This is a genomic window from Raoultibacter phocaeensis, from assembly GCF_901411515.1.
GTDB classification, from domain to species: Bacteria; Actinomycetota; Coriobacteriia; order Coriobacteriales; family Eggerthellaceae; genus Raoultibacter; species Raoultibacter phocaeensis.
Genome location: NZ_CABDUX010000001.1, coordinates 277,362 through 290,180, shown reverse-complemented (window position 1 = coordinate 290,180; position 12,819 = coordinate 277,362). Strand labels below are relative to the sequence as shown.

The window sequence follows — 12,819 nt, the reverse complement described above, 5'->3', positions numbered from 1 at the left end:
AGAGACCTGCATCCGATGCCGTCTGATCGTATAGGAGTGTTCGATGCCCGATATCGAGATGCGATTCAACCGCGACATGCTTGTTTTTTCCGCACCCATCGACGAGGCGCTCGGTCGTCAGGGAGTCGATGTCGAGAAGGATCGCGAATTCATAAGCCTCATCGAGCCCGAGGCGGTCCGTAACGTCTACCAGCTCGAAACGGTGGCGGGAGCTCAGTGCCTCGTCACGAACACGGCAGGCATCACCGCCGCGCGTCTTGCCCATTCGAACATGGAAGACCGCGCGCCGGAGCTTGCCGAAGCTGCTCTAGCGGTGCTTCGTTCACTGCGCCCCCAGCACATTGTCGCCGAGATAGGTCCCACATACCTGCCGATCGACGCATCGAGCGCGTCTTCGCTCAAGCAGAGCCGCAACCAGTACGCCGAAGCCGCCCGTGCGTTCGGAAGGGGTAGTGTAGACGCCCTGTTCCTCAACGGCATGGTGAGCTTGGCGGATCTGCAGTGTGCGCTCATGGGCGCGCGCATGGTTTTCGACGGGCCGGTATTCGCATCGGTCGACGTCGAAGGCACGGGGCTTATCGCGCGCCGTGATCAGCCGATCGAAGAGGCACTCGATCTTATGGCGGAGTACGGCGCCGATGTTGCGGGATTCTCGACGGCGGCTCCGCTCGATGAGGCCGTTGCCATTGCTCGGCGCGCCCGTGCAGCGTTCGGCGGTCCCGTGCTCGTTCAGCTTGCGGTGCGCAAGCACAATCCCCGGCAAGGCGCTCCGACCGCCGAGAATCCGTACTACTGTCCTGACATCATGATCGAAGCGGCAACCCGTTTGCGCGGTGCGGGCGTTCAGTTCTTACGCGCTACCGGAAACGCCACCTCGCCCTATACCGGCGCGCTCGTAGCGGCGAGCGCAGGCTTCGACGTCGTGAATGCGTGAGGGCGCGTATGGCTGTTGAGAAAAGCTCCGACTACGGAATCATGCAGAGGCTCACAGACGATCTGTTCGCTCATGACGAGGTTATCCGTCGTCTCGATGCGGTGCTCATGGCGGAATCGTACGATCTGCCGTCCGATCTGCTTGAGGTGATCGCGCTGCTGCCGCCTGGCACGTATACGCGCCAGCGTTTCTGCGACCAAGTCAACTCCTCGATTTCGGGGCACGGCTGGGGCTATGTCTACGGAACGGTGGAATAAGGCGTACGGTACTTTTGCCGATCCGATGCGAGGCCGCACGTCTCTGCTTCGGCGCGTCCGAGCTGAGCCTGAGCGGGTGCGAGGTACTTTTTGAGAAACTCGTCGGCAGGCACCGGCCTTCCATACGCGAAACCCTGGATGATGCAGCATCCCCACGATTTGAGCTGCTTCGCCTCGTCTTCCGATTCGATGCCTTCCGCTATGATCTCGAATCCCAGCTCTTCGAGCAGGTGGATGATGCCCATGAGCGTCGTGCGTCCTCGATCGGAGTCGATAGAGGTGCCGAAGAATGCGCGATCAAGCTTGATCGTATCGAAGGGAACGTCCTTGAGAATCGACAGCGACGAATACCCAGTGCCGAAATCGTCCATGGCAACCTTGAATCCGCGGGCGCGCAGCTTGTTCGCCGTTTCGACAAGCTGCGTGGTGCTTTCGGCAACGATGCCCTCCGTGAGTTCCAGCTCGATGAAGTCGTGGGGAATGTTGTATGAATCGACGATCCGCTCGATACGGCCCACGAGATCGGCGCTGAACAGGTTCTGCCGCGAAAGGTTCACCGATACGGGCACGCAGGCAAACCCCGCATCCATCCACTGGCGAAGCCGTATGCACGCACGCTCGAGCATGTAGTGGTCGACGCGGTCAACGAAGCCGTTCTTCTCGAAGATCGGGATGAACTCATCAGGGCTCACCAAGCCCAGTGCCGGCGAGTTCCAGCGCACGAGCGCTTCGGCTCCGCACAGAACCGGTTCGCCGGTGCGGATGTCGTACTGCGGCTGGAAATACGCGAGGAACTCTTCCTTGAATACGTCGTTTGACATGGTCGCTTCGATATGGCGCGCCCGTATCGCCGCAGCTACGCAGCGCTCGTCGAACAGGATGATGCGCTCTTTCGCATGGGCTTTCTGGCGCAAGGGGACGGCCATATCCTCAACGATCAAGCTCACGTCCTTCTCCGCGTCGTCTTCGGTGAGCCGGTACAGGCAACACTGCGAAACGATCTGGTAATGCGTCTCGTCGGAACCGATGGCTTCGTCGATCTGGTCCATGAGCGCGTGCAGTCGGGTTTCTGCGGCTCTCATATCGGCAATCTCGATGAGCATGACGAACCGATCGCCTGACAGACGCGCGACGAGCTCGTGTTTCTTCGCGTCTGCGGAAAGGATATCGGCCACGGTGCGCAAAAGAGCCGATCCTTTTTCGTATCCGAAGATGGTGTTGTAAAGCGAGAATCCGACGAGATTGAACAAGACGAGTGCATGGTGGCGGTTGTAATACTCGTGGCGAAGGAGGCTCTTGTTCGCGAAGGCGAGTCCGTTGTCGATTCCGGTGAGGTCGTCTACCAGTGCAGCGCGGGCAAGGGCCTGCTCGCTGCGACGTTTCGTTCGAAACACCGTGCCCATCAACAATACGGCGACGAAGACGACGAATGCGGCCATGCCCACCGAAGCAAGCAGGACCGCACGGCTCTGCGCTTCGAGGTAGTCGGTCGGCAGCTCGACGTTGATGAACCAGTCGTTGATGCCGATCGGCTCGTAGACCGCGAACTGTTCTGTTCCGTCCTGCTGTACGAAGCTGGCCGATCCGCCGACGCCCCGTGCGAGGTCGGTTCGCATTTCGTCGAGCTCGGTTGTCGAGCCGCTCTGTCCGGCGAGCACGTTGATCGTCGTGCTTTCTTCGGGCCAGTTCGACCCGCACACAACCGATCCGCTGGAGTCCACGATGTCAATTCTTCCGTTGCCCTCGAACAGGCTCGAATCGATTGCCTCTGAGAGTGCGGATACCGACGTCGTGGCGATAAGCGCTCCGATGGGGTTGCCGCCTTTGTGTTTGACGTCATATACAGGCACCGAAAACACGATATCGCTGCCGTCTCCCCACGGATCGAGAACAGCGTTGCTCACGAAGTCTTCGCCTCTGATCGCGGCGCGTACGAAATCCTTATCGGAGTAGCCGTCGGCCTCGAGGGGACCGAGTTCGAAATCGTAGCCGACGCCGTTTCCGTTCGATCCGATCACGCCCACGCGTGTGAAGGCCCCTGAATCGACCATTTCGCGGAAGCGATCGAGCATGGTCTGGTCGTCGTCGATGTTGTCCGACACAATGAAGGCGGACGCTCCATGCAAGGCGCTGAACTTGTCTTCGATAAGGGCTTTGACGTTTGCGCTTTCGGCTTCTGCGATTTCTTGCATAAACAGATCGAGCGACGTTTTCGTCTCGTAAGATATGACGTTGATACATCCGAACAGAACGATTCCGATGACACCGAGCCCGACCACGAAAGCGGCGATCGAGGTCGCTGCGCCCTTCTGCGGTCGGATTGTATCGTTGGTCCCTGTATCCGCCATGTATTCGCCGCCTTTTCCCAGTTTGCCGCAAAAGCGCGACGAGGGAAATTGTAGCAAAGAAGCGAACATGTGGATAAACTGCGATGGCCAAAGGGCCAAGTCGTAACGAAGCTGAAAGAACTGTTTCCAATCGGTGACCGTATTGCCATTTGTGGAAATACTTACCGTCATGCGGAGATGCCGTAAAGTATTCGTTTCGTAACCTTTTTTCGCTTGCGAAATCGCTTGCACCGAGCTACCATATATCCACCCCCGAGGGGAGAAAGAACACAACATATTGTGGAAAAAACGCTCATAGATTGTGGAAATCTCTCGGGAAAATACTGGAAGGATCCGTAGACTTTAACGTATCAAGGCTGATGGCGCACCGTATCGGCCTGGGTGGCAGCACCTGTGCGCATTCACGTCGTGCCTGCATGCATGGCGCGGGTGTTTTTGCGCCGCGAAACAACGAATCGAGATCAGACAAAGGGAGCGACATGGTAACCACAATCATCAAACGCGACGGCCGTACCGCAGAGTTCAGACCCGAGAAGATAGCCGAGGCGATTGAGCGGGCGTTCGAAGCGTGCGGGGCCATGCAGGACCGTTCGGTGGCAGAGGAAATCTCCGCTACGGTCGTCGAGAAGATCGAAAGCGGCGCCATCGAGGGAGCTCCCACCGTCGAAGGCGTGCAGGATCTCGTGGAGGAATCGCTCATTGAGGCAGGGTTCGTGCAGACTGCGAAATCCTATATCCTCTACCGCGCCGAGCGCAACCGCGTGCGCGACGTTAACAGCCGTCTGATCAAAACCCTGAAAGACATCACGTTCTCGAAAGCCTCCGACTCCGATATGAAGCGCGAGAACGCCAACATCGACGCCGACACCGCTATGGGTACCATGCTCAAGTACGGTTCCGAATCGGCCAAGCAATTCTACGAGATGTGCGTCATCGATCCCAAGTACGCCCGCGCGCATCGCGAGGGCGATATCCACATCCACGACATGGATTTCTACACGCTTACCACCACGTGCTGCCAGATCGAGCTCAAGAAGCTCTTCAAAGGCGGCTTCTCCACCGGCCACGGCGTGCTGCGCGAGCCCAACGACATCGCAAGTTATGCAGCGCTTGCCTGCATCGCTATCCAGTCGAACCAAAACGACCAGCACGGCGGCCAGTCGGTATGCGATTTCGACTACGGCTTGGCCGTCGGCGTCGGCAAAACGTACCGCAGGCTCTACAAGAAGCACCTTGCCGAAGCGCTCGATCTTCTGTCCGACATCGAGGATGTGAAAGCATACGCCGAGGAGATGCTCGGACGCGTCGAGGGCGAGACGAAAACCGTCGCAACCCTTGTCATGGATGCGACTTTTTCCGCTGCAGTACGTAGCGAGCTTATAGCTGCGGGTCTTGAAGATGCAGTGGCGGACAAGGCGATGGCGTATGCCGAGAAAAATGCATTTTCCGACGCCGATCGCACGACGTTTCAGGCCATGGAAGCGCTTGTACATAACCTCAACACCATGCACTCGCGCGCCGGCGCCCAGACGCCGTTCTCGTCGGTCAACTACGGTATGGATACCTCGGCCGAGGGCCGCATGGTCATCAAGAACATGCTACTGGCGACCGAGCAGGGTCTGGGTTCGGGCGAGACGCCCATCTTCCCCGTGCAGATTTTCCGCGTGAAGGAGGGCGTGAACTACAATCCGGGCGATCCGAACTACGATTTGTTCAAGCTCGCGATGCGCTGCTCGGCGAAGCGCCTGTTCCCCAACTTCAGCTTCCTCGACGCTCCGTTCAACGCCCCGTATTACCAAGGCACCCCCGAAACCGAGATCGCCTATATGGGCTGCCGTACCCGCGTTATGGGCAACGTCTACGATCCTGAGCGCGAGGTCACGCCCGGCCGCGGCAACCTCAGCTTCACCTCGATCAACCTGCCTCGACTCGCCATTCGCTCGAAGGGTGATATCGATCTGTTCTTCGACCTTCTGGATGCTAAGCTCGCGCTTGCAATCGGCCAGCTCGACGAGCGTTTCGAAATCCAAGCGCGCAAGAGGGTGTACAACGCGCCGTTTTTGATGGGCCAGGGCGTATGGATCGATTCGGAGAAGCTCAAGCCCACCGACGAGCTGCGCGACGTTCTCAAGCACGGTACGCTTTCGGTCGGCTTCATCGGCCTTGCCGAATCGCTCACGGCGCTCACGGGCAAGCACCACGGCGAGTCGCCCGAAGCACAGCGTCTCGGCCTTGAGATCGTGGGCCATATGCGATCCTACCTCGATGCCGTCTCGCGCGAGCGCCAGATGAACTACACGCTCATCGCCACGCCCGCCGAAGGGCTTTCAGGCCGCTTCGTGCGCATGGACCGTGCCCGCTACGGCTCGATCGAGGGCATAACCGATCGCGATTATTACACGAACGGCTTCCATGTGCCGGTGTACTGCGAGATCAACGCGTTCGACAAGATAGCGCTTGAGGCTCCGTACCACGCGCTCACCAATGCGGGGCACATCAGCTACGTCGAGCTCGACGGCGATCCGACCGAGAACCTCGAGGCGTTCGAGGCCGTCATCCGCCACATGAAAGAGAGCGGCATCGGCTACGGGTCGGTCAACCATCCCGTCGACCGCGATCCGGTGTGCGGCTACAACGGCATCATCGGCGATCGCTGCCCGAAATGCGGCCGCACCGAGGAAGAGCACGGTGTGCCCTTCGAGCGCATTCGTCGCATCACGGGCTACCTTGTGGGAACGCTCGACCGCTTCAACGACGCCAAGCGCGCCGAGGAATCCGATCGTGTCAAACACGACATGTAGCCCGTCAACCATCCGCCTGTACGGCACCGCGGCCGACTCCATCGTCGATGGGCCGGGGTTGCGCTTCGCGGTGTTCGTACAGGGGTGCACCCACGCCTGCCCTGGGTGCCACAATCCTAAAAGCCAGCCGGCGTGCGGCGGTACGGTGCGCGCGATCGACGATATCGTGGCTGAAATCGAAGCGAACGGCCTTGTGGGCGGTGTGACGCTTTCGGGCGGCGAGCCGTTCGAGCAGTGCGCCGCGTGCCTGGCTCTTGCCCAGAAACTGAAAAAGCAAAACCGCAACCTGTGGATCTACTCGGGCTACGTCTACGAGGACCTCATGTCGGGCAGGCCCGATCCGCTCGCGCCTAAGCTGCTTGCCCTCTGCGACGTGCTTGTGGACGGCCCGTTCGTCCAGGCGCTCAACTCCTACGACCTTACGTGGAAAGGATCGTCGAACCAGCGGGTCATCGATCTGGTTGCGAGCCGCGCTCGGGGAAGCGTCGTTTTGTGGCAAACGAGTGACAGTTTCCCCGAGGTGCCCCCATCCTGGTAGCGCTCTTGGTAGCATAGGGGAATGGAGCAGGATATCGACAAACTCGAGTCGTTCGTACGCAGCGAATGGTTCATCACGGCCATCTCGGTCGTGGTGATTCTCGGCATCACGGCGGTCGTCTCGTGGTCGGTGACCAAGTTTTTGCGCAAGCTCTTGCAGCAGGACAACTCGCTTCTGCCTTCGAGCTCCATCTTCATCAACATCGCCCGCGCCGCGGTATGGATTCTCGGCGTGTGCGTCATGCTCGCCACGTGCTTCAACGTGAACGTCAGTGCCGCCATCGCCGCTTTGGGCGTGGGAGGCATCGCCATCTCGCTCGGCTTTCAGGATACGATATCCAACCTCATCGGCGGTTTGCAGGTCACGCTCATGAAGATCATCAAGCCGGGAGACAACATCGAGGTCAACGGTCAGCTCGGTGTGGTGAAAGACGTTACCTGGCGCCACACCACCATCGTGAATCCGCAGAACCAAACGGTTATCATCCCCAATTCCATCATAGGGAAAAACGCGCTCACGAAGCTTCCTCCCACCTCGCTTGTCACCATCAACTTCGTCGTGGTCGGTGCAGGAGACGACCTCGATACGGCAGCGGCTGCCATCGAGGCGGCATGCGACAAGGCTGCGGGAGCCGTTACCAAGGTTACCCAGAAACCGAAAGCGGTGTTCACCCAGATCACCGATGCAGGATTTGTCGGCAAGGTCACGTTTCGGGTTTCGGCCGCATCGAAGGCGGGCGAGGCGAGCGATGCCGCCGTCCGCGCCATTGCGCCGATTACGCGCCCCTCGCAGGCGCACGGGGATAGGTAAGCGAAAAACAAGGAGGCAGTCACATGCAGGAGCACCGTATCGTTTCAGAGGGCCCGCTGCACAACGCCGACGGCACGTTGGCCGAACCGGGGTACGCCACATCGCTTTTGCTCAAATACAACAGGTTTCGCATCAAGGCCCCGAAGCACCGCATCAAGGAATGGGATTACTACCTGGTGAACGATGACGAATACGCCGTTGCACTCACGGTAGGCGATCTGGGGTATATGGGGCTCATATCGGCATCGGTGATCGATCTCGTGGAAGACTGGTACAAAACCACGAGCGTCATCACGCCGGTGCCAATGGGCCGCTTCAAGTTGCCCGAACAAACGGACGCGGGCGTGACCGAATTCAAAAACAACCGCGTGCACCTGCGCTTCGAGGTGGCAGACGGCACGCGCACGCTTAGGGCGCGCTTCGATAAGTTCGATGGGGAAGAGCCGCTTTCCTTCGATGCCGTGCTCGATGAGGAGCCGCGCGATTCGATGGTCATAGCGACCCCGTGGGCAGAGGATTCGAAGGCTTTTTACTACAACCAGAAGATCGTCGGCATGCGTGCGCAGGGGAGCTTCAAGAAAGGGCTTACTGTACACGGGTTCAGGCCCGAAGATTCGTTCGGCCTGCTCGATTGGGGTCGCGGCGTATGGACGCGCGACAACACGTGGTTCTGGGCCGTTGCGCAGGGCTGGCAGGACGGACACGGCAACCGCACGCCCGGATCGCATCGGTTCGGCTTGAACCTCGGCTACGGGTTCGGCGATACATCGGCGGCATCCGAGAACATGGTGTTCATAGACGGCACGGCCCACAAGCTCGGCCGCGTCGATTTCGGGGTGCCCGAGCGCGCCGATGCGTCTGAGAAGAACGTAGAAAAGCGCTTCGACCTCATGGCCCCCTGGCATATGACTGACGACGAGGGCAGGCTCGATCTCGTGTTCACCCCTGCGCTCGACCGCAAGGATTACATCAACCTCGCGCTCGTGATCACCGATCAGCATCAGGTGTTCGGCACGCTTTCAGGTACGGTCGTGCTCGACGACGGCAGCACGTTCGAAGTCGAGGGGCTCCATGGCTCAGCCGAGGTCGTGCGAAACAAGTACTGAGAAAGAGGAACACCGAAGCAACTGCCGCAAAAAAGGGTGCCGCTTGGTATGCGGCACCCTGTTCGTGTTTCGGAGCATAGGGCGGCTGCCCGCCGTTTAGCCCTCTGCCCTACAGGCCCTCGGCGGCGAAACGCGTCTCAAGCGCTTCTTGATGAATGCTGTACTGCAGCGCCATCCCCTTGTCCACGATGCCGTTTTTCACGAGATCGAACAGGCTTTGGTCCATCGTGCGCATACCCTCGGCGCTACCTGCGGCGATCACGCTGTCGATCTGGTGGGTCTTCTCTTCGCGGATGAGGTTTCTGATGGCGGTGTTCGTGATCATGATTTCGAACGCGGGAACCACCGTGCCGTCGAGCGCGGGTACGAGCTGCTGGCTCACAATGGCCTGCAGCACCATGGAAAGCTGGATGCGGATCTGGCGTTGCTGGGCTGGCGGGAACGCATCCACGATGCGGTCGACGGTTCCCGCAGCGCCGGTGGTATGCAGGGTGGAGAACAGAAGCTGCGCCATCTCCGCGGCAGTCACCGCCGTGCCGATGGTTTCGTAGTCGCGCATCTCGCCGAGCAGGATGATGTCGGGTGATTCGCGCATGGCCGAGCGCAGGGCCTCGCTGTAGGTTGCGATATCGGTGGGCACTTCGCGTTGGGTGACGATGCAGCTGCCATGCTTGTGAATGTACTCGATGGGGTCTTCCATCGTGATGATGTGACCCGAACGCTCGCGGTTGAGCCGATCGATGATGCAGGCGAGCGTGGTGGATTTTCCTGCACCCGCCGGTCCGGTGACGAGCACAAGGCCTTTCTGGAACCGGGCAAGGCGCAGCACCTCTTCGGGAATGCGGTACTCTGCCGGATCGGGCAGACCGAAGGGGATCACGCGGATGACGGCACCGAAGGAGCCGCGCTGGCGAAACACGTTCGCGCGGAAACGCCCGATTCCCGGAATGGCAAACGAGAAATCATCGTCGTGGTTGTTGTTCTCGACGAAGTGGTTCATGCCGCGACCCGATTCCTCGTAGATGCCGCGTACGAACGCCTCGGTTTCAGCAGGAGTAAAGGGTTCGATGTCGAGACGCACCTGGCGGCCGCTCGTCTCGTAGGTCAACGGAAGGCCCGCAATGACAAACACGTCGGAAGCCTTGGCATCCACCATCTCCTGCAAGAGCGTTTTCAGTTCCATCGGTTCTCCTAACCTGTTATGCGGACGGCGACCAGAGCGTCTCGCCGCCGCCTTCCTCGTTCCATTGCGTCGTTGCTTTCCATTGTGTGATTTCGTAGGTACGTCCGTTTTTCACAGTGAGTTCTATCTCGAGGCTGCGCCCGCTCTCGGTGGAAAACGTCGCGTGTACGACTGCGCCTTCGATGGAGGCTTGTGCCGCAACGCCGTCTTCCGAAACGCTTGCCGCGAGGGCTGGAAGCTCGCCTGCGATGGCGGCGATCGACGACGTTCCGGTCCGTTGGCCGGAACGCACCTCGTTGAGCACGCCATCGACTCCGGCAACGAAACGCTGCGCAGCCGTCTCGTTTTTGTAGGTATCGTCGGTGAAGGATGCTTGGCGTTCGGTCGCTGCGAACGTCGCTTGTGCGGTCGAGACCGAAAGCACGGCCATGGTGGCCAGGCACAGCACGATTACAAGGGTCAGCAGACTCACCGGCCCGATCCTCACCGATCCGCCGCCCCTGCTCATCGTGCCACCCCGCTTACGTAGCGCGCCGTTGTGAGGCGGTAGACTTCCTCTTCGCCGCGCAAAACGGCGATATCAGCATGGTACAGCGTCCCGCCGTCGGTTTCTTCGGGGGTGACGAGGCACGTGACCCGGAATCCGTCGGTTTCCGTTTCGGGTGCCATTCCTTCGGGGTCGCTCGCAAAACGCTCGGCGCTGTTCGCGGCCAACACGATGGCGTTCGACAAATCCTCGTTCTCGGCTCCTTTCGCGGATGCGTCCGCGAACAGGTGCATGAACACGGCTATCGCCCCGACGAGGAAGGCGAGCAGGAGCATGGCTTCGACGATGAAGGCGGTGCCGTGCCATGAAGAACGACGGCCTTCGGCGGTTTGCATGCGCTGGGAAGAGGATTTCATGTTAGGCACCTCCCTTGACGCTGCGAAGCGCTATGTCGATGCTGCCCTGATCGGTCATGACGGTGAGCAGGCTGTTCTCGTAGGCGAAATCGAACGTATCCGAGGCGACGATCTTCGTTGCCTTGTCCGGCGTGTACGCCGCATCGGCAAGCGCGTACTCCTCGACGATCATGCCCTCGTGCAGGTATATCCTCGTTTCGTACGTGCCGCTTTCAAGCCGTTCCATCAGCACGAGCGAGCGGCCTTCGGGTGCCGCTCCAACCGCTACGGCGTCCACTGCGTCGTTGGCGCGGACGCTGTTGGCTATCAGGTTGAGCCCCAGACGCGTTTCGTTCGCATCGGATCTGATTTCGTAGAGCGATCGGTAGACGCCCGTACCCACCATAATGGCCATGAGCAGCGTTACCACGAACAGCGCGAGCAAGAGCGCGGTGAATACGCGCCCGATCAGACGCTTGTCCTTGCTTTTCCTCGAAGCGAGGGCCACTGAGCCGAACGCGTCCATCACGGTTTCATCTCCCTCGGTCATCGCGGTGCCACCGTGACGCTCGGGGCGATGTTCGCCGCGTACACTTCGTAGGTGATGATGTAATCGTCATGGTTGATCGCCAAACCGTATTCGTCTTCGAGGTGCTTGAGCGACGCAGGATAGGATCCTTCGATGGCGCAGCATTGCATCGATGCGTCGAGAATTGCGGTGCGGATCGATGCCGCCCCCTGCTCGCGCAGATTCTGACTCACGGCACCGTATGCGAACCAGCACGCGATTGCGAGCGCGACGACGACGATCGCCGCGACGATCCTGCGCCTGCGCGACCGTGCGATGCTTTGCTGTGTTCGCTCGTGAAGCATGGGCAGCGTCCTTTATCCGATCGATCCCATGATGCCGATGAGCGGCAGCATCACCGAGATGAGCGTTGCGCCGACGGCCACGGTGAGAAACGCCGCAAGCGCAGGCTCGATAGAGTCGACCACGCCGTCGATCTGCACGATGGCATCATCGAAAAACGTGATCGAAAGACGGTCGAGTACCTGGTCGAGCCCTCCCGAGCGGGTGCCGATCATGAGCATGCGCGCATAGACGGGTTCGAACACATCGCAGTCGCGGATGGCTTGCGCGAGGCTTTTGGCGGCCGACGAATCGATCATCGATCGGTGCGCTGCCAAAAGCTTATTCTTAAGTTCGGCATGCTCGACCATGGTAAGCGTGTCCTTGAGTGCCGTATCGGTATCGACGCCTGAGGCGATGTAGGTGGAAAGCGCCGAGGTGAAGCGGCTCAGCGCGAGTTGGTACATGGCCTGTTTCGTGAACGGGATGCGCTCGAAAGCCCTGAGCACCTTCATCCTTCCCGAGGCCGAGCGGCACAGGAAGAAGCCGATGAGCGCGACGACGGCGCAGATCAGCGTAATGATAAGGGCAGCCCACCCGATGACGATCGACGCGTTGACGGCGGCGAACGATCCGGCGGTGAGGTTTCCCGAGAGGCTTTCGAACACGTTGACGAAAACGGGCATGATGACGGCAACGGTGAATGCGAGCACGACGCTCATGATGCAGAGAAGCGCGGCGGGATACCCCACGTTCGAGCGGATTTTATCGAAAAGGTGCGCCTCTTCGTCGTAGTAGGTCGCGAGGCTTCGCAGAACGTTTTCAAGGCGGCCCGAGTGCTCTCCGGCGGATACCATGTTGACGGCGTAAGCGGGAAAAGCCCCCGTGGCCTCCATGGAGGATGCGAGCGGCTTCCCCTCGATGAGCCCGGCATAGACCTCGGTGCAAACACGTTTGAACTTCGTGTCGTCGAGATTCTCCCCGAGCATATGGACTGCCTCGTCGGTTTGGATGCCGGCTGAGAGCATGATGGCCACGCTTTCGCAAAACATGCTCAATGCGCTGCTTTCGAGCGGGGATGTTGCCATGGTGCTGCTCCTCACTTCCGGC

General features: G+C 59.9%; 13 protein-coding genes. 6 read left to right on the top strand and 7 right to left on the bottom strand.

Annotated elements, in window-relative coordinates; all coding sequences use genetic code 11:
- Positions 1 to 43: 43 nt before the first annotated feature.
- Positions 44 to 934 (top strand): homocysteine S-methyltransferase family protein, encoded by an 891-nt coding sequence (locus tag FJE54_RS01220; protein ID WP_139650759.1) that lies wholly within the window; start codon positions 44 to 46, stop codon positions 932 to 934.
- 8 nt (positions 935 to 942) lie between these two features.
- Complete coding sequence (locus FJE54_RS01215; RefSeq protein ID WP_139650757.1) at positions 943 to 1,191, top strand: hypothetical protein; 249 nt, start codon at positions 943 to 945, stop codon at positions 1,189 to 1,191.
- Here the strand turns inward: FJE54_RS01215 and FJE54_RS01210 are convergent.
- Positions 1,173 to 3,539, bottom strand: coding sequence for a bifunctional diguanylate cyclase/phosphodiesterase (locus FJE54_RS01210; RefSeq protein WP_180326486.1), 2,367 nt, complete (start codon positions 3,537 to 3,539; stop codon positions 1,173 to 1,175). The two genes, FJE54_RS01215 and FJE54_RS01210, sit on opposite strands and share 19 nt — an antisense overlap.
- A 479-nt stretch (positions 3,540 to 4,018) precedes the next feature.
- On the opposite strand from FJE54_RS01210, the gene FJE54_RS01205 reads away from it, so the two are divergent.
- From FJE54_RS01205 to FJE54_RS01190, 4 genes are read left to right on the top strand one after another with little or no spacing between them, the layout of a single operon-like run.
- The gene (locus FJE54_RS01205; protein ID WP_139650753.1) at positions 4,019 to 6,340 is read left to right on the top strand and encodes an anaerobic ribonucleoside triphosphate reductase; all 2,322 of its coding nucleotides are present in this window, start codon (positions 4,019 to 4,021) and stop codon (positions 6,338 to 6,340) included.
- Entirely contained in the window at positions 6,321 to 6,878 is a 558-nt protein-coding gene (gene nrdG / locus FJE54_RS01200) for an anaerobic ribonucleoside-triphosphate reductase activating protein (protein WP_218971882.1), read from the top strand. Before FJE54_RS01205 ends, nrdG begins: the two co-directional genes overlap by 20 nt.
- A gap of 21 nt (positions 6,879 to 6,899) precedes the next feature.
- Positions 6,900 to 7,688 (top strand): mechanosensitive ion channel family protein, encoded by a 789-nt coding sequence (locus tag FJE54_RS01195; protein WP_139650751.1) that lies wholly within the window; start codon positions 6,900 to 6,902, stop codon positions 7,686 to 7,688.
- Positions 7,689 to 7,711: 23 nt separating this feature from the next.
- The gene (locus tag FJE54_RS01190; RefSeq protein ID WP_139650749.1) at positions 7,712 to 8,794 is read left to right on the top strand and encodes a DUF2804 domain-containing protein; all 1,083 of its coding nucleotides are present in this window, start codon (positions 7,712 to 7,714) and stop codon (positions 8,792 to 8,794) included.
- Positions 8,795 to 8,903: 109 nt separating this feature from the next.
- On the opposite strand, the gene FJE54_RS01185 is transcribed toward FJE54_RS01190, so the two are convergent.
- The 6 genes from FJE54_RS01185 to FJE54_RS01160 are packed head-to-tail and all read right to left on the bottom strand — an operon-like array spanning position 8,904 to position 12,797.
- On the bottom strand, positions 8,904 to 9,977 hold the full coding sequence (locus FJE54_RS01185) for a type IV pilus twitching motility protein PilT (protein ID WP_139650747.1): 1,074 nt from the start codon (positions 9,975 to 9,977) through the stop codon (positions 8,904 to 8,906).
- Positions 9,978 to 9,993: 16 nt separating this feature from the next.
- Entirely contained in the window at positions 9,994 to 10,449 is a 456-nt protein-coding gene (locus FJE54_RS01180) for a S4A5 electrogenic sodium bicarbonate cotransporter 4 (protein ID WP_255467153.1), read from the bottom strand.
- A 32-nt stretch (positions 10,450 to 10,481) separates the two neighbouring features.
- Positions 10,482 to 10,880 carry a hypothetical protein gene (locus FJE54_RS01175; protein ID WP_139650743.1) on the bottom strand — a complete coding sequence of 133 codons (399 nt, stop codon included), beginning with the start codon at positions 10,878 to 10,880 and terminating at the stop codon, positions 10,482 to 10,484.
- A 1-nt stretch (position 10,881) separates the two neighbouring features.
- Positions 10,882 to 11,409, bottom strand: coding sequence for a DUF4860 domain-containing protein (locus FJE54_RS01170; RefSeq protein WP_255467152.1), 528 nt, complete (start codon positions 11,407 to 11,409; stop codon positions 10,882 to 10,884).
- Entirely contained in the window at positions 11,406 to 11,732 is a 327-nt protein-coding gene (locus tag FJE54_RS01165) for a hypothetical protein (protein ID WP_139650741.1), read from the bottom strand. The genes FJE54_RS01170 and FJE54_RS01165 overlap by 4 nt, the downstream gene beginning before the upstream one ends.
- A 12-nt stretch (positions 11,733 to 11,744) precedes the next feature.
- The gene (locus FJE54_RS01160; protein WP_139650739.1) at positions 11,745 to 12,797 is read right to left on the bottom strand and encodes a type II secretion system F family protein; all 1,053 of its coding nucleotides are present in this window, start codon (positions 12,795 to 12,797) and stop codon (positions 11,745 to 11,747) included.
- Positions 12,798 to 12,819: the final 22 nt, after the last annotated feature.

Coding starts and splice junctions, on each gene's coding strand:
- FJE54_RS01190 (WP_139650749.1), top strand. CDS start 7,712: ATGCAGGAGCACCGTATCGTTTCAGAGGGCCCGCTGCACAACGCCGAC.
- FJE54_RS01175 (WP_139650743.1), bottom strand. CDS start 10,880: ATGAAATCCTCTTCCCAGCGCATGCAAACCGCCGAAGGCCGTCGTTCT.
- FJE54_RS01195 (WP_139650751.1), top strand. CDS start 6,900: ATGGAGCAGGATATCGACAAACTCGAGTCGTTCGTACGCAGCGAATGG.
- FJE54_RS01220 (WP_139650759.1), top strand. CDS start 44: ATGCCCGATATCGAGATGCGATTCAACCGCGACATGCTTGTTTTTTCC.
- FJE54_RS01165 (WP_139650741.1), bottom strand. CDS start 11,732: ATGCTTCACGAGCGAACACAGCAAAGCATCGCACGGTCGCGCAGGCGC.
- FJE54_RS01210 (WP_180326486.1), bottom strand. CDS start 3,539: ATGGCGGATACAGGGACCAACGATACAATCCGACCGCAGAAGGGCGCA.
- FJE54_RS01160 (WP_139650739.1), bottom strand. CDS start 12,797: ATGGCAACATCCCCGCTCGAAAGCAGCGCATTGAGCATGTTTTGCGAA.
- FJE54_RS01215 (WP_139650757.1), top strand. CDS start 943: ATGGCTGTTGAGAAAAGCTCCGACTACGGAATCATGCAGAGGCTCACA.
- FJE54_RS01170 (WP_255467152.1), bottom strand. CDS start 11,409: ATGACCGAGGGAGATGAAACCGTGATGGACGCGTTCGGCTCAGTGGCC.
- FJE54_RS01185 (WP_139650747.1), bottom strand. CDS start 9,977: ATGGAACTGAAAACGCTCTTGCAGGAGATGGTGGATGCCAAGGCTTCC.
- FJE54_RS01205 (WP_139650753.1), top strand. CDS start 4,019: ATGGTAACCACAATCATCAAACGCGACGGCCGTACCGCAGAGTTCAGA.